This is a genomic window from Paraburkholderia phenazinium (assembly GCF_900100735.1).
GTDB classification, from domain to species: Bacteria; Pseudomonadota; Gammaproteobacteria; order Burkholderiales; family Burkholderiaceae; genus Paraburkholderia; species Paraburkholderia phenazinia.
Window position 1 is genome coordinate 764,079 of sequence record NZ_FNCJ01000001.1, and the last position, 15,352, is coordinate 779,430.

11 protein-coding genes are annotated in these 15,352 nt (G+C 61.1%); 10 read left to right on the forward strand and 1 reads right to left on the reverse strand.

Features of this window, described 5'->3' with window-relative positions:
* Positions 1-401: 401 nt before the first annotated feature.
* From BLQ92_RS03455 to BLQ92_RS03470, 4 genes are all read left to right on the forward strand, one after another.
* Positions 402-2,663: a YjbH domain-containing protein gene (locus BLQ92_RS03455; RefSeq protein WP_090681689.1), complete on the forward strand. Its 2,262-nt coding sequence runs from the start codon at positions 402-404 to the stop codon at positions 2,661-2,663.
* 137 nt (positions 2,664-2,800) lie between these two features.
* Positions 2,801-3,526, forward strand: a complete 726-nt coding sequence (locus BLQ92_RS03460) for a hypothetical protein (protein ID WP_090681690.1) — start codon at positions 2,801-2,803, stop codon at positions 3,524-3,526.
* 416 nt (positions 3,527-3,942) lie between these two features.
* Entirely contained in the window at positions 3,943-5,439 is a 1,497-nt protein-coding gene (locus BLQ92_RS03465) for a mannose-1-phosphate guanylyltransferase/mannose-6-phosphate isomerase (protein ID WP_090681903.1), read from the forward strand.
* Between the two features lie 331 nt (positions 5,440-5,770).
* A complete protein-coding gene (locus tag BLQ92_RS03470) occupies positions 5,771-6,850 on the forward strand; it encodes a sugar transferase (RefSeq protein ID WP_090681692.1) in 1,080 nt (359 codons plus the stop codon).
* Between the two features lie 84 nt (positions 6,851-6,934).
* On the opposite strand, the gene BLQ92_RS03475 is transcribed toward BLQ92_RS03470, so the two are convergent.
* Positions 6,935-7,210, reverse strand: a complete 276-nt coding sequence (locus BLQ92_RS03475) for a hypothetical protein (RefSeq protein WP_090681693.1) — start codon at positions 7,208-7,210, stop codon at positions 6,935-6,937.
* 362 nt (positions 7,211-7,572) lie between these two features.
* Between BLQ92_RS03475 and BLQ92_RS03480 the strand changes: the two genes are divergently transcribed.
* The 6 genes from BLQ92_RS03480 to BLQ92_RS03505 are packed head-to-tail and all read left to right on the forward strand — an operon-like array spanning position 7,573 to position 15,350.
* The gene (locus BLQ92_RS03480; RefSeq protein WP_244106124.1) at positions 7,573-8,682 is read left to right on the forward strand and encodes a polysaccharide biosynthesis/export family protein; all 1,110 of its coding nucleotides are present in this window, start codon (positions 7,573-7,575) and stop codon (positions 8,680-8,682) included.
* Positions 8,682-9,137, forward strand: coding sequence for an arsenate reductase/protein-tyrosine-phosphatase family protein (locus BLQ92_RS03485; protein WP_090681695.1), 456 nt, complete (start codon positions 8,682-8,684; stop codon positions 9,135-9,137). The genes BLQ92_RS03480 and BLQ92_RS03485 overlap by 1 nt, the downstream gene beginning before the upstream one ends.
* Positions 9,134-11,350 (forward strand): GNVR domain-containing protein, encoded by a 2,217-nt coding sequence (locus BLQ92_RS03490; RefSeq protein ID WP_090681905.1) that lies wholly within the window; start codon positions 9,134-9,136, stop codon positions 11,348-11,350. Before BLQ92_RS03485 ends, BLQ92_RS03490 begins: the two co-directional genes overlap by 4 nt.
* Before the next feature lie 6 nt (positions 11,351-11,356).
* Positions 11,357-12,634, forward strand: coding sequence for a glycosyltransferase family 4 protein (locus BLQ92_RS03495; protein ID WP_090681696.1), 1,278 nt, complete (start codon positions 11,357-11,359; stop codon positions 12,632-12,634).
* Positions 12,625-14,064, forward strand: a complete 1,440-nt coding sequence (locus BLQ92_RS03500; protein WP_175772172.1) for an O-antigen ligase family protein — start codon at positions 12,625-12,627, stop codon at positions 14,062-14,064. Before BLQ92_RS03495 ends, BLQ92_RS03500 begins: the two co-directional genes overlap by 10 nt.
* Positions 14,061-15,350, forward strand: coding sequence for an oligosaccharide flippase family protein (locus BLQ92_RS03505; protein ID WP_090681698.1), 1,290 nt, complete (start codon positions 14,061-14,063; stop codon positions 15,348-15,350). The genes BLQ92_RS03500 and BLQ92_RS03505 overlap by 4 nt, the downstream gene beginning before the upstream one ends.
* The last annotated feature ends 2 nt before the right edge of the window (positions 15,351-15,352 follow it).

Consider the following 15,352-nt stretch of genomic DNA (forward strand, 5'->3'; position numbering starts at 1 on the left):
GGTGACGTGCTACGTCGAGTGTCGTCGAAGTCCTTACCTGTTACGGACGTTGTTACGTAACGAGACAGCGCAAGGTTTGCTTGGGCAGGTCAGGATCGACCCGCCGGGTGATCGTGCGCCCGTTTCCATGGGACTTTTAAAGCGCGGAACTCGTTTTGAGTGGAGGCGCTTTCGTTGGCACACTTGCTGCTTTAAAAATGGCGCGCTGCACAATCTGCTCTAAAAGAAGGATAACTAAGGACGTAATTCTCCAATCGACCAGGCTGCCTGGGGAAGACTGGTGGAGTAGTGCGTTATTGCGCTTCGCGTGCTCAAGCGGGGGAAGTCTTAAGCTTCGCGAAGGTCGTTAAAAAGAAGATTGTCTTACGGCAACGCGCCACAACGCGCTCAAGACTAAACAAATGCTCAGAAGACTGCCTGCACAACAACCACAATTGACACCGAAGGCGGTCGCGCTTGGCGCGGCCTTAGTGTTCTCCGTCTCGGCGCATGCAGTTGACCCGGCCCTTAACGCGCTCGGTCAAGCGGGCGGTCTGGTCATTCCGTATGGCTTCACGTTGCCATCCGGCGTCGGGGAGGCGCAGTACAACGATTACCTCGATCCACGTTACGGAAACGAGGCGACGGGCTCGCAGATCTATTGGGGCGCGTTTGGCCTGTTTCCCTATGTGGAAGTGTCGGGTGGGCTCGCGAACTATCCGGGCAATGTGCCGGCGCCATTTTCCGGTGCCGATCACTTCATCCTTCGTCACTTGATGGCCGACGTCAAAGTCGAGGTGCCGCAGTTTTTCAAGTACCAACCGGACATTGCGTTCGGCGTGACGGACGTGGGCGGCCAATCGCATTTCTTTCGGTCGAAGTACGGCGTGGTGTCGCAGGCGTTGGGGCCGGCCACCCTGACGGTGGGTTACGGGCAAGGTGACCGGCTGGATGGGGTGTTTGGCGGCGTGCAATTGTCCCTCTGGAATACGGGCCTGTCGCTGCTGGCCGAAGACGACGCAAAGACGCCCTATGCGGGCGTCCGCTACCAGTCCCCGGCAATCAGTTGGCTCGCCGACGCGAGCTTGGTGGGCACCTTGATGGGATCGGTCCGGAAGACGGACGGTGTTTCGCCGCGTGCCTCCGTATCGATTGGCGTGCAAATCCCGCTGGGCAAACGGTTCAGTCCGCAGCGCTGCGCTGAGCCGCGCTGCAAGGACAATCCGGCCGAGACGACGGCTACTGCGGATGATGGGAGCGACGTTCGCGCCATCGCGCTGCGCAACCTGCCGCCGCTCGATATGACGAGCGCTGCCGCGAACGGCGACGGCCTGGCGGGCGAGGCGATCTCCTATGTCCCGCCGCTGCAGTCGTACGCCTCGGTGGTTGTGAGCGAGGCGCCGTCCCCTGTGCCAGGCGCGTCCACGCCGGCCGTTCCACAAGCGTTGGACACGTCAGCGCTGGAAACCATTGCGCACCAACTTGTTGCCGCGGGGCTGGAGCGTGTTCGTGTCGGTATCAGTGGACGTGATCTGATCGTCGAATACGAAAACCACCGCTACAACCAGAACGAAGCAGACGCGCTTGGCATTGTGTTGGGCGTCGCAACCGTTAATGCGCCGCACGGCATCGAGCGGATTCGTGCGGTCATCAAGAAGGCGAATGAGCCGATCGCCGAGGTCAGCGTCGATCGTAGTGCTTATGCGCAGTTTGTCGCGGGTGGTGCACCCGGACCGGCAAGCGGATCGTTGACGATGAGCATGCGTCCAACCTATGACGCCGATTCGATCGCCTGGGTTGGCGACGCGCACAGTCATGGGTTCTCGCGGATTCAGATCAAGCCGGTGACGAGCTACCTGTACGGCACCGAGTACGGCAACTTCGACTTCTCGCTCAGGGCAGACGTGGAAGCATTCGTGCCGCTTTGGCGCGGTGCGGAATTGTACGGCAGTTATATCGCGCCGATTTACAACACCAGGAACATGGACGATGGCCGCGTCTTTAGCGAATACCGTCTGCATGGTGGCCTCTCGACTGCGGCGCTGGCCCAGAGCTTCTGGGTCATGCCGCAGGTATTCAACGTGGCGGCAGTTGGGAAGTTCGATTACGACTACCTCGGGGCCGAGAATGAAACCACGGTCTTCGTGCCCGGACGGCCTGACCTGGTGCGATTGAAGCTCGCCTATCTGCATCAGGAGCCGGGCCACGAGACATTGCCTGATGAGAAGAACGCGGTGCTGACGTACCGGTGGGTTCAGCCTGCCTGGAATATGTGGATCGAGGCAGGCGTCGCCAGGTATGTAGGCGGAGACAAGGGGCCGCTGATCACGTTGACGCGTTGGTTCGACGATGTGTCGGTCAGCGTGTCGGCTGAGCATAGCGGACAAGGCAGCTTTGTCGGCGCGGCAATCAGCTTCCCGCTTACGCCGCGGCAGGGCATGAAGCCGGGTATCAGCCAGTTGGACGGGACAGGACAGTTTGCGCTCGACTTCCGCACACGGGTCAGTTCGCGGAACTATCTGAATACCGTGGCGGCGGAGAACCTCGACTTTCCCTATAGCACGCAACAGTATTTGCTGAACCAGGGGCGCTTTAGCGCTGAGTATTTCGCTACGCAGCTGTACCGGATGCGGGATGCCTATGTGCGCTATGCGCGACCTGATGGTGATGCGCCGACGCCATAACCGCATGCGCAGACGCTCGAACCTTCGGCATTGATCGCGCACGTACCGGGCGCCGGCGATATCAGTTCACACGATGTAAGCGAGGGACAGGCGTTTCTGCCTGTCAATTGTCAGCGACGTCCTCCAGGAGAGAATCGATGAAGCTTCTTAACGCTGTCACGCTGCGTAGCTTGCAGTTCGGATCAGCCGCTTTCGCAGCCAGTGCGCTTGTGGCATGTGGCGGGGGCGGTGCGTCGCCAGAGGGTACCGTAAGCGGCACCGCTGCGGTCGGCGCTGCGCTCGCCAACGCGACCATTCAACTGAGTTGCAAGAATGGCTCGGGCAGTGCTACTGCAAACGCAAACGGCGCTTATTCGGCCACTTTCCAGTTTGACGGACCCTGCACGATCACTGCGACGAGCGGCGCGATCACGGTCCAATCATTCGCCTCGGGTTCGGGGACCTTCAATGTGACGCCGCTGACACAGCTGCTGTTGAGCTATCTGGCTGGCGAGCTGGGTACCACGGTAGATGGCTTGCTCGCTGGACTCGCCACGAACTCGACGTACCAGAGTGCGTTGACGAACAGCACGTTGATCGCCAACGCTGAAAGCAGCGTGGCCAAGCTGCTGCAGAGCATGTATGGCGTGACACTTTCGACCACCTCGTTCCTGACGGTTTCGTTTACGCCTGGACAGCCTGGCGCCGATGCGGATCTGGACGCACTGCTTGCGGCTGGGGCGATCGGTAGCAATGGTCAACCGGTCACTGCTCTGATCAACGCGGCCATTGCGGCGGGTGCTGCGGTAGGCGGTCAATCTAGCAGTGGATCCACCGGCACCGGTACGCCGACCGGTGGCACCGGCGGTACGGGCGGCACCTAGTCTAGTTCGAGCAACTACTAGCTGTCCTTTGGGGGAGTGGCGAGCGTCACGCCAGGGCCCGGCATGCACTCGCCTGTGCGAGACGTGTAGCGCCTGCGGCGAGCGCGTTTTCGGTGTTCCCATTGTGCGTAACACCATCGGTCGCGCTACGTAACATCCAGCCTTCCCGAGGCATTACCGGCGGTCATTTGCGCTTGCTGCGAGACCCATGGAACGTCGCATGCCATTGTTTGAAAAGGATTTTTTGCTGCGCCGCAAAAAAGTGCCGAGTCGAGCGCCCGGTTGGCACGGGATGTGCAAATACGTTGCGCATACAACAAGCGACATCAGCACGGGGAAGCGTGATCATGGATTTCAAAGACCAAAGCGAGCATGACGGCGACGTCGTAGACGCACCATGGGGTCGTGACGAACAGATGGCGTACGTAACGGCCGCAGCTGACGGACTGCCGTCCCATGAACTCGAAACCGATGTCTGTGCCGTGATCCTCGCCGGTGGTTCGGGTACCCGCCTGTGGCCGTTGTCTCGCGAACAGTATCCGAAGCAGTTGATCGGACTGCTAAAGACAGAGTCTCTTCTTCAAGAAACGGTTTGCCACATCAAGGGGCTCGAGACAGGTTTACCTCCTGCAAAACGCATGCTGGTCGTATGTGGGGAAGCGCAGCGTTTCATCACCGCAGACCAATTGCGCGAGGTGGGCGCAGCAGCGCAAATCGTTCTTGAGCCGGCACGCCGCGATACCGCTGCGGCGTTGACGGCAGCGGCGTTCATGCTAAAGCGCGAGGGCCGCGATTCGATCATGGTTGTGATGCCCGCCGATCACGCCGTGGGTGACGCTGCCGCGTTTCGTCACGCGCTAGGCGCCGCGACCCGCTACGCGGCGCAAGGCAACATCGCGACGCTGGGCGTGGTGCCGACGCATGCGGAAACCGCTTACGGATACCTCAAGCTCGGTGAGCCGATGAGCGGTGCATTCGGCGGCTTCAGACTCGACGGCTTTGTTGAGAAGCCCGGCATCGAGCTAGCGCAACGCTATGTCTCCAGCGGCACGCATTGGTGGAACAGCGGGATCTATGTGGTCCGGGCAACGACCTGGCTGGCCGCGATTGGCGAACTTCAGCCGGCAATCTTCGCTGCGTGCAAGCACGCGGTCGAAGGCCTGGAGATGGATGGGGAATTCTGCAGGCTCGACGCGGCCGCATTTGCTGCCTCGCCCGCCGATTCGATTGACTACGCCGTCATGGAGAAGATCGGCAATCTGACGAAGGAAGTTTCCACCGTCGTGATCCCGCTCGATGCAGGCTGGTCCGATGTCGGATCCTGGGATTCCGTGGCGAATGCGCTTCCCAAAGACGAAGCGGGCAATGGGGGCCGTGGTCAGGTCGTGCTGGAGCGGACGTCATCCACCTTCGTTCACGCCGAAGGGCGACTGGTTGCCTGCGTGGGGACGCGTGACCTCGTTGTGGTCGAGACCTCGGACGCCGTGCTGGTGGTGGCGAGGGACGCCGTGCAGCATGTCAAGGGGCTCGTTGCGCAACTGAAGGCAAAGCAATGTCCGCAGGCGGACGCGCATCGCAAGGTTCATCGACCGTGGGGCACGTACGAGTCGGTGGACAACGGTGAGCGCTACCAGGTCAAACGGATCGTCGTCCGTCCGGGCGCTTCACTGTCCCTGCAGATGCATCACCACCGCGCAGAACACTGGATCGTCGTACGCGGCACGGCGCTCGTCACGCGGGGCGAAGAAACATTCTTGTTGAGCGAGAACGAATCGACTTACATCCCGCTTGGCGTCAAGCATCGACTTGAAAACCCGGGAAAGCTTTCTCTTGAGCTGATCGAAATCCAGTCCGGTTCGTATCTCGGTGAAGACGACATTCAGCGTTTCGAAGACCACTACGGTCGTTCATGAGGTGTCGCTGGCCTGTTCGTTGCTTACCAGTTAGCAGATTAAACAGCGAGCAGTTGCATCGAAACGCGAGATAGCGCTGAAACCGGCGTCAGGTGGTGTTTCTGGCGGACCCGGCAGTTGCTCGGGGCGATGCAGTGGAACGTGACGGGTCATGCGCGTTACGTAACGCTCAGCCGGGCGGAATGTGGGAGGCGGCACGATGGCGACGCTCGATCGCCCGGTGTGCCGCCGTATAACCGCAGAGCAGAACGATTCATCAAAAAATGCACTTGCAGATAAGCACTACTAAGTTAGCGATCAATTGTCTTGCAATTGAGGACGGGGGTTAAAAATGTCGGGGATCATCACACGCCTGCTGGATGGCGCTCTCATTGTGCTGGGCGCCTTGGGGGCGCTTCATCTCAACGTTGCAAATACCGAGAGGCTGCTGGGCTTCGACGGCTCGCTCGTGGCGTTCGCCGTCGCGCTGGCCCTGTCGGTCTTTCCTGCCTGCGGTACCTATCGGCCGTCGCGCACACAGTCGCTTTTGAACGTGATGAGCCGGACGATTCTCGCCTGGCTGCTGGTGCAGGCCTGCGGCTATGTGCTCCTCTACGTCCTGCATCGTGCGCATCTCGTTTCGCGCCTGTGGTTCCTCTACTGGACCATTACCAGCGGACTCGGTTTGCTGATTGCCCGCACGCTCGCCCTCGGCGTGCTCACGTTGTTCTGGCGTATTGGCAAGCGCGCGCACCGCGCCGCCTTGCAGGGTATCGGCGCACACACCGCCTCGCTCACAGACGATTCGACGGCCGCGGGTTCTGTGCGGCGCGCCGTGAAGCGCGGCTTCGACGTGGTCTGCGCCGTGTCGCTGCTGGTTGCTCTGGCGCCGCTGTTTGCGTTCGTTGCCGTGCTGGTGCGGCGCGACGGTGGCGCGATTACTTTCGGGCACGAGCGCATCGGCCAGCACGGGCGGAAATTCCGCTGTTTGAAATTCAGAACGATGGTGGTGAATGCCGACATCGTACTGAAGGAATTGCTCGCCAACGACCCGGAGGCCCGTGCGGAGTGGGCACGAGACTTCAAGTTGAAAAACGACGTTCGCGTGACCGCTATCGGCCGTTTCCTCCGGCGCACGAGTCTCGACGAATTGCCGCAGCTCTGGAATGTCCTGCGCGGTGACATGAGTCTCGTTGGCCCACGTCCGGTAGTGGAGCAGGAGCTCGAACGATACGGCAACGACGTTCGCTACTACCTGATGGCGAAGCCGGGAATCACCGGTCTATGGCAGGTCAGCGGACGCAACGATATCGACTACGCAAAGCGTGTGTCGCTCGATGTGTCGTATGTGCAGCGCTGGTCGCTTTCGCAGGATGTGGCGATTCTTGTGAAGACGATCGGTGTGGTGATGCGGCGTGAAGGGGCCTACTAGATCTTTGGCACGGGCAGGCGCGATGCACCCGTCCTGTCGGGCAAGCGCTAACCGTTAGATCGGCATAAGCCGACCCTGGCAGGACTAACGAGCGGTGTTCGAATCGGGCGACTCCGGGCTTGTGTAGCGCTGCTTGTTGCTCCATCCGTCGTACTGGTAGGGGTCGTTGGCATTCTCTGCTGCCGTGCTTTTGCTGTCGCTGTGTTGTGTGCTGAAGCGGGCGAGCTTCTGGCGGTTGGTGAGCTGTTTGCCGGAACTCACCGCATACGGATCGCGTGGTTTGGCGGCGACGCTTGAAGCGGCATTGGCGTGATCGGCCGCGCTAGCCGGATCCGCTGCGCTGGCGGGATGGGGCGTCATGGCTTCGATCTGGGAGCGAGCCTCGGTATGACTGGCAGGGGCCGGATAAGAGGCCGAATTAGCGCCGACGGCTTGTGGGGATTGTGCAGTGGCAGTGACAGCAGTGAACGATAAGAGGGCGCTCAGGCGAACAAGTGTTCTCATGTCGAGGCGAAGAAGTTAGGGCTACGGAAGAGCCGGAAAGCCATCGAAATAGTGGTGACCGGAACAGAGTTAAAAGGCGGGATCAACAGCTTTTTTGTTGAAGTCCTGCCCCAGATACTAGTGGGCCAGATGCGATGTTACGTAAACAATACGAATTGCGAAAGATGGGTCTTGTGCTGCTAGCAATGGTCCTCTCGGGCTGTGCGTTCGCACCCGGTATGACCTTTAAGGCAACTGGCGGGGATGGGCGGGCCGCCGCGGCACTCTCTCACGACACCTCCGGCAAAGCGGCGAGCACCGCCGCAAGCCCTGATGCGGCCGCCGCGAACGATGCACCGCCCGCCGGCGCAATGGTGGAAATCAGCAATGACTTGATTGCGGACCAGCGGGCAGCCGAAGTGCCGGGTATCCCGAAGGATGTGCAGGACCTGTTTGCCAAAGCAGGCCCCTATACCCTTGGCCCCGCTGACGTGCTGAGCATCATCGTATGGGATCACCCGGAGCTCAATATGCCCGTGGTCAGTACCCCCGCCGGGATTGACACGTCGGGCTCGAACGCGGTGGTTTCGGGGTACACGGTCGATTCAAACGGCTTTGTGCAATTCGCGTACGTCGGCGCCCTCAAGCTCAGCGGCTTGACGGAAATGGAGGCGCGCGATTTGCTGGCGAAGCAACTTGCGCGATACATACGCAACCCTCAAGTGACGTTACGCATTGAGGCCTACCGCAGCAAGCGTATCTATCTTGACGGGGAGGTTCGCATCCCGGGATTGCAAGTGATGAACGACCTCCCCATGACGCTGCCTGAAGCGATCAACCGTGCGGGGGGCTTCACACCGCAAGGCGACCGTTCCGTAGTGGCCGTGACGCGTGGCGACAAGACGGTAGTGGTCAACCTTGCAAGCATGATCGAGCAGGGCATCAATCCCGACAACATCATCCTGCGTGACGGCGATCTCGTGCGGGTCTTCTCCCAGAACGACAGCAAGGTATTCGTGCTCGGTGAAGTGGGGCATACCGCCACCCTCACTTTGAACAATGGGCGTCTAACGCTCAATGAAGCGCTAGGCGACGCCGGCGGGATCAGCCCCTACTCGGGCGATGCGGGCCAGGTGTACGTGGTACGCAGCCCGAAATCAGGCAAGCCAACGGTGTTTCATCTGGATGCAACGTCACCAGCGGCGATGGCGCTCGCGAATAACTTCGAATTGCAGGCGAACGATGTGGTGTTCGTCGACGCCTCATCCCTAGTGCGCTGGAGCCGGGTGGTCGGCATGTTCTTGCCGAGCGCCCAGACCCTGGCTACCGGCCGGAGCATAGCTTACTGATGAATACCATCCTGGTGATTTGTACCGCGAACGTCTGCCGCAGCCCGATGGCCGAGGCCCTTTTCAAGCAGGCACTCCCCAGTCTCCGGGTGCTCTCCGCGGGGATTGACGCCGTACCGGGGATGCGTGCGGATCCTCGTGTGGTCGCGTTGCTGGAGTCCGAGGGGCTCTATGTGGGGGAGCACCGGTCCCAGCAACTTTTCTCGTGGATGATCGAAGCGGCCTATCCGGTGCTCGTGATGAGCGAGCGCCAAAAGCGCGTTGTCGAGCACCGGCATCCGGCTGCGCGTGGCCGGGTGTTCCGCCTGCTGGAAGAGTGCGACATCAGCGACCCGTACAAGAAGGGGGCTGAGGCCTATCGAGTCACGCACAGCAACATTTGCGAAGGAGTCGAGCGCTGGTCATGGCATCTGTCACGTCTTGAGGCCGAAGCGAAGTCAGGGGTATGCGCATGAACCAACTCAATGGGCCGATCGACTACGTGGACGCGGATGAGCGACCACCGGAGCATCTCGGCAAATACCTGGACGCGTTGTTCGACAACCGAAAGCTGATCGCTGCGGTGACCGGATGTGTTTTGCTGATCGGCATCGCGTACGCCGTGCTTGCAGAACCGGTCTATCGGGCTGATATCCTGATCCAGGTCGAGGAAAATCCGAGTTCGACGAAGAATCTGTTCGGTGATGCGTCGTCGATGTTCGATGTAAAGACCGCAGCATCCGCCGAAATCGAAGTGCTTCGTTCGCGCACGGTGGTCAGCCGGGCGGTGGACAATCTCGGCCTGTTCATTCACGCGTCGCCGCGCTACGTTCCGGTGATCGGGCGCTGGATCAGCGACCATTCTGAGGGTTTGTCGACGCCGTGGCCCTTTGGTTATGTATGGGGTAAGGAGCGTATCGACGTGCCGGTGTTCGAGGTTCCGGCGGATCTCTATGAACGTAAATTCACCGTGACCAAGGGGGCCGGGCGCGACTACGAACTCGTCTACGGCGATATCAAGCTGCGTGGCGAGATTGGGCAAACACTGAAAGCAACGACATCATTCGGCCCGCTTGAGTTGCTGGTGCAAAACATCCAGGGGAATCCGGGCGCGACCTTCGAGTTGCGCAGGTATTCGCGCCTCTTGACGATCGAGAAATTGCAAGAGGACCTGACGATTGCGGAAAAGGGCAAGCAATCGGATGTGATCGGCGCGACGCTTGACGGCACCGATCCCAGGCGGACCAGCGACATCCTGAACGCGATCGGGACTGAGTATGTGCGGCAGAATGTGCAGCGCAAGTCGGAGGAGGCGGAGCACTCCATTCACTTCCTCGAAGGGCAATTGCCGGAACTGAAAGCGCAACTGGAGACATCAGAGAACCGCTTCAATACCTATCGTGCGAGTCACGGCACGATCGATCTGGGTGAGGAGGCAACCTCCTTGCTGCAGCGTTCGGTGGAGGCGCAATCCAGGCGCGCGGATCTCGAGCAGAAGCGCGAGGATCTGCTTGCGCGCTATACCGCAGAGCATCCCGCCGTACTCTCGGTTGACGCACAGTTGCAGACGGCACAGACGGAAATCGATCGTATCGAGGGCGAGACGCGTGCCTTGCCGCCTCTCGAACAGGGCGTGTTGCGCCTGCAACGCGACGTGCAGGTCGACACCGATCTATACACGAGCCTGCTCAACACAGAGGAGCAGTTGCGGCTCGTCAAGGCGGGTAAGGTCGGCAATGTACGGCTAGTCGATGCGGCCGCGATGCCAGAGGAACCCACCAGACCGAAACGAGCGCTCGTCATTGCCGGGTCGCTGCTCTTGGGTCTTTTTATTGGCGTGGCTTGGGCGTTGACGCGGCGCAAGCTCTTTGACGCCATTGACGATCCGCACGAGATCGAGCGACGCACGGGCCTGCCTGTCTACGCAACCGTGCCGCACAGTCGGAATGAGGAACTGCTGACGCGTTCGCGCCGGGCGTCGCCCTCAAAAGCTTTGATTCTGGCGGGCTCGGCGAATGCCGATCCGGCGATTGAAAGCCTGCGCAGCTTCCGCACGGCGCTCGAATTCACGATGCACGAAGCGCGCAACCGCTTCGTGCTGATCACCGGACCGACTCCGGGCATTGGCAAGTCGTTCATCTCGCTCAACCTGGCGGCTGTGGTTGGCGCATCCGGCAAGCGTGTGCTGCTGGTCGATGCCGATCTGCGCAAGGGGTTCTTGCATCGACACATTGGCGTCGAACGCGGGCTGGGCTTATCGGATCTCGTCTTGGGCACGCATCGCGCAGACGAGGTGGTGCGGGCGAATGTGTTGCCCGGGGTCGACTTCATCTCGCGGGGTAGCTATGTGCCGAATCCGAGCGAGGTGCTGTCACATGCCAATCTGCATGTGTTGTTCACACGTCTGGCGGCAGGTTACGACGTGGTGCTGTGCGATGCGCCGCCGATCCTGCCGGTTGCCGAAACCACAGAACTGGCGCGTTTGGCCGGGACGATGTTTCTTGTTGCACGACAAGGTGTGACGGGTATCGGCGAAATACGGGAGTCCGTGCGCAGGCTTTCGCAGATCGGTGTGGAGATTCGCGGTGTCATCTTCAACGGCCTGCGACTGCGGCCAGGGCGGTACGGTTACGGCTATGGGCGGTATCGGTATTCGAGTTACAGCTACGAACCCTACGCTCAGGACTGACACGTTATGGACACGATAGAAGATCAGGTGGGTTCGTGCGCCGACCCGCCGCAGCCTTGTGGCAAGCACCGCCGTCGGGACTTTGGCCGCGTAGCCGTCGTGCACGACTGGCTGACCACCTACGCCGGCTCCGAGAAGGTGCTCGCGCAGATTTTGCAGATATGGCCGGACGCCGACCTGTTCACGGTGGTCGATTTCCTGACAGACGAAGATCGCGACAAGCTGCTCGGCAAACGCGCGACGACCTCGTTCATACAGCGCTTGCCGCGTGCGCGAACGGCATACCGCACCTACCTGCCGTTGATGCCGCTCGCGATCGAGCAGCTCGATGTGTCCGGCTACGACCTGGTGATCTCGTCGAGCCATGCGGTTGCCAAGGGAATTCTCACCGGACCGGACCAGTTGCACGTCAGCTACGTGCATTCGCCGATCCGCTACGCGTGGGATCTGCAGCACCGCTACCTGAGCGAATCAAGGTTGACGTCAGGCCTGAAGGGCGGGATCGCGCGCGTGCTGCTGCATTACATCCGCATCTGGGACCAGCGCACGGCGCATGGGGTCGATGCGTTCATCGCGAACTCCAGCTTTATCGCGCGGCGCATCCGTAAGGCCTACGGGTACGATGCGACCGTCGTCTATCCGCCCGTCGACATTCGGAGTTTCGCGCTGCATACGCAAAAGGAAGATTTTTACCTGACCGCGTCGCGTATGGTGCCCTACAAACGCGTGCCGCTTATCGTCGAGGCGTTCGCGAACATGCCGGAGCGCAGGCTCGTCGTGATCGGCGACGGGCCGGACTTCGAACGGGTGAAGGCCGTTGCGACGCCTAACGTCACGCTGCTCGGCTACCAGTCGGATATCGAGCTGATTGATTACATGCAGCGCGCCAAGGCCTTCGTGTTTGCCGCCGAAGAGGATTTCGGCATCACACCGGTCGAGGCCCAGGCATGCGGGACGCCCGTGATCGCATACGGGCGCGGTGGCTCGCTAGAGACGGTGGTCGGGTCCGACGATGCGCGCACACGTACAGGTTTGTTCTTTGCACAGCAGTCTGTCGCCGACGTGATCGATGCGGTGGCGCGTTTTGAGGCGATGGGCGCGTTCGATCCGCTCGTGTGCCGCGCGAACGCTCTGCGCTTCACGGCCGAGCGTTTTCGCGACGAACTGCTGGACGTCGTAGCGAAGGCGGTCGGGCACCGGGTGTCGAATGAGTTGCCGCACACGGCGGCAAGTAGCGTTGCTGCTGCGGGCAGCGCCAGACGGAGTGAGACGTCATGGATCTGAGCCTGGCTGGTGGCATCATCATCGGGCTCGGGGTGTTGGCACTCTTGCTGCCTTATCAATGGGCGATCTACGTGATGGTGGCAAGCACCCTGTTCGGCGCGACCGAGGCAGTGGCGTTTGGTGGCATCGGCGTGTTGCCGGCGAGCCTGTTCATGGTGTTTTTCATCGCGCGAAGCATCGTGCGCGAGGATTCGCGTGCCATCTGGGCCAGCATCCGCATCGGCTCGCCCGGATTCTGGCTGCTGTTGCTGGTGGGCTACGGGTGCGTATCGGCCATGGTATTCCCCCGCGTTCTGTCGGACTCGACGTTCGTGTACGCGATCGATCGTTCCGCTACCGCTAGCGCTACCACGCAACTCACGTTGCAACCGCTCGGGCCGGTGTCCGGCAATCTTAGCCAATCCGTCTACCTGGCCGGAGAGTGCTTCCTGTACATCGCCGCATCGATGACGTTGTGGCGCCGGGGCGCGAGCCGGACGATCGCCGATGCGTTCCTGTTCCTGGCAGTGTTGAACGTCATGGCGGCAAGCATCGACCTGCTAAGCGGTGCCGCGGGCATCGATCTGCTGGATGCGATCAAGACGGCGCAGTACACGATCATGGACGATGCCACGATTGGCGGCGTGCGGCGCATCAGCGGCACGTTCTCCGAGTCGTCCGCGTTTGCCGGTTTTTCGTTGCCTCTGTTCGCATTCACCGCAAATCTCTGGTTGCTCGGGTATCGCCGCAAGCTGTGCGGGTTGCTGGCGGCGCTGACGGCCGGCTTCGTACTGTTGTCGACCTCGAGCACCGGGTACGTCGGATTGGCTGCTTATCTGATCGTTTTTATGGTCAGTCGGTCTGGTTCGATCGTGCGCGCCAGCCGGGCAAGAAAGTTTCAGGTGATCGCAATAGCGAGCCTCTTGATGGTGCTCGTCGCTGGCGTGCTGGTGGCGATCGATTCGCCGGTCGTCACAACCGTATCCGACGTGATCGACCGTACCCTGACGAACAAGATGGACAGCGATTCCGGCATTGAGCGCAGTGCATGGAACCTGCAGGCGCTGGTGAATTTCGTCGACACGTTCGGACTGGGCGTCGGACTCGGCAGCGCCCGCGCGTCCAGTTTCATCGCTGTGACGCTCGGCAATCTCGGTCTGCCTGGTGCTGTGCTGTTTGGTCTGTTCTTTTATCGGATCATCGATCGCCGGGCGCGCGCTTCGACCTGGGCATCGGATCGGATCGTCAGCTTTGCTGCCGCGCAGGCGGTGTGCGCCTCGCTGATAGGCGCGACCCTGTCCGGGACCGTGGTCGATCTCGGACCTTGCACGTATCTGCTTGCGGCAGTTGCATTCGGCACACTCGATGTCCGGCGCGCACCGGTTTTGACACGGGTGAAGCATCTCGGCGCAGGCAGTCGCGCCATGGACGGGCGGGGGGCAGCGTCGTGAAAGGTCCGTCTTCGCGCACCCAACTGGCGGCGGTCTACCTCGCGTATGCGTTCCGTTACCTCTATCCACTGGTTATGTTGCCCTACTACGGGCGGGTGCTCGGTCCGAACGGGTACGGAATCGTACTGGCGGGCGCGTCCCTGTCGAATTCGCTGTGGCTTTTCGTGGGCTTCGGCTTTCCGACGGTCGGATCCCGCGACACCGTGCATGCACGGGATTCCGCGGAGCGGGCGGAGATTCTGAAAGCCCACGTGACAGCGAGGCTACTACTTTGCGTGCCGGCGATGATCGCCGGGTTGGTCGCCATCTACCTTTCGTTGACGTTCCGCAGCCGTCCGCTGACCGGGGCGATCGTGATAGCGATGGGCTTGACGGCGGCATTCAATGTCGGATGGTACCTGGTCAGCACCGGCCGTGCTTTGGCGAGCATCCGGATCGAGGTCGTTGGCTTCGTCCTGTCCTTCTTGCTGATCGTCGGCTTCGTGCATCACTCGTCCGATGTCAAGCGCGTATTTCCGTTGTTGCTGGCGTCGTCCGGCATCCAGCTCGCGATGGCCTACTGGCTGATCCGCAGCGAGTTCCGCGGCATCCTTGGACGCCTGCAGGACGCGGTGGATCTGATTCGCAGATCGACGACCATTTTCATCTACGGCGGCACGTCGGTGTTGCTGGCGGGGGCGTCCACCTACCTGTTGTCAACGATGGCGGGTCCAGCCGAGGTCAGCTCGTTTGGGGTTGCTGAGCGATTGATTGCGGCGGGCTTGAGCCTGATGTCGCCGGCCGCGCAGATCCTCGTGCCGAAAGTGACCTACATGATCGGCAGGGAGACATTCCGGGCGAATCGCCTGACGCGACGGATCTTCGTGTTGTTCTTTTCAGGCGCGGCAATGAGCGTGCTAGCGACCGTTTCGCTGTCGGGATGGCTCATTCCGCTAGTGTTCGGGGTTGGCTTCGAGCATAGCGTCGCGGTGTTGAATCTGATGGTATTCGTGCTGCCCGTCAGTGTTTGTACACAGGTGCTCGGCATGTATTTCCTGGTTCCGCGCAAGCTCGAACGCCTGCTTGCGCGGGCCGGGGTGCTGAGCGCGATCGTGAATCTCGCTTGCGCGGTCCCGCTCGCGAGCCATTGGGGGGCGCTCGGCATGGCGAGCGCGCGCCTGATTGGGGAACTGACCATGCTCGCCGTGCTGGTCGCCGGCATGTGGCGCGCGCAGTTGCTGGCGGAACTATTCGATATCGGCGGCAAGCTGGCCATGCCTGCCAACGACAACACCATTCCTTCCTGACG

Coding starts and splice junctions, on each gene's coding strand:
- BLQ92_RS03490 (WP_090681905.1), top strand. CDS start 9,134: ATGAACCAACTCAATGGGCCGATCGACTACGTGGACGCGGATGAGCGA.
- BLQ92_RS03500 (WP_175772172.1), top strand. CDS start 12,625: ATGGATCTGAGCCTGGCTGGTGGCATCATCATCGGGCTCGGGGTGTTG.
- BLQ92_RS03470 (WP_090681692.1), top strand. CDS start 5,771: ATGTCGGGGATCATCACACGCCTGCTGGATGGCGCTCTCATTGTGCTG.
- BLQ92_RS03480 (WP_244106124.1), top strand. CDS start 7,573: ATGACCTTTAAGGCAACTGGCGGGGATGGGCGGGCCGCCGCGGCACTC.
- BLQ92_RS03455 (WP_090681689.1), top strand. CDS start 402: ATGCTCAGAAGACTGCCTGCACAACAACCACAATTGACACCGAAGGCG.
- BLQ92_RS03460 (WP_090681690.1), top strand. CDS start 2,801: ATGAAGCTTCTTAACGCTGTCACGCTGCGTAGCTTGCAGTTCGGATCA.
- BLQ92_RS03475 (WP_090681693.1), bottom strand. CDS start 7,210: ATGACGCCCCATCCCGCCAGCGCAGCGGATCCGGCTAGCGCGGCCGAT.
- BLQ92_RS03485 (WP_090681695.1), top strand. CDS start 8,682: ATGAATACCATCCTGGTGATTTGTACCGCGAACGTCTGCCGCAGCCCG.
- BLQ92_RS03495 (WP_090681696.1), top strand. CDS start 11,357: ATGGACACGATAGAAGATCAGGTGGGTTCGTGCGCCGACCCGCCGCAG.
- BLQ92_RS03465 (WP_090681903.1), top strand. CDS start 3,943: ATGGCGTACGTAACGGCCGCAGCTGACGGACTGCCGTCCCATGAACTC.